This is a genomic window from Actinoplanes sp. ATCC 53533 (genome assembly GCF_003947245.1).
On record NZ_QHHV01000629.1, the window covers coordinates 1 to 680 of the forward strand.

The 680-nt window shown below is 65.3% G+C and carries 1 protein-coding gene; it reads left to right on the forward strand.

The genetic code is table 11. The annotated features are described in order from the left end of the window. Window positions 1–680 (forward strand): penicillin-binding transpeptidase domain-containing protein (locus tag DMB66_RS60365; RefSeq protein ID WP_255441711.1); only part of this gene is annotated, 680 nt, incomplete at both ends.

Consider the following 680-nt stretch of genomic DNA (forward strand, 5'->3'; position numbering starts at 1 on the left):
CGAGGCGCAGCTCAAGAAGATCGGCTTCGGCCGCGAGGTCGGCTTCGGCCAGTACTCGATCACCGCGCTCGACCACGCCAGCGGTGTGGCCACGATCGCCAACGACGGCGTCTACAACAAGGCCCACTTCGTCCGCGAGGTGCGCCAGCGCGACGCCAAGACGGGCAAGTTCGTCGCGGTCAAGAACACCGGCGAGAAGCTCAAGCCGGTCAAGGCGTTCAGCCCCGACGTCGCCGCCGCGGCCCAGGACGTCATGCAGAAGATTCCCAGAATCAACGGCATCGGGCTCGCTGACGGCCGCAAGGCGATCGGCAAGACCGGCACCTGGGAATTCACCGGCAAGGGCAAGAAGGACGGCCAGAACGGTGACGCCTGGATGGTCGGCGGCACCAAGGAGATCGCGGCCTCCGTCTGGATCGGCCGCGAGAAGGTGAACAAGAAGACCAAGCAAATGGAACTGATGCCGATCTTCAAGGCCAACGGCAGGCCGATGAACGGCGGTTCGACGCCGGGCCAGATCTGGAAGATGTTCCTGGACTCGGCCTCGAAGGCGATCGACGCCGACAACAAGGACTTCCTGCCGAACTCGACCGCCTTCGTCGACCCGAGCAAGAAGGGCAACGGCGTCGAGCCGCCGGCCAAGGAGCCCACGCTGCCGGACAACGCCCTCTGCGTGATCC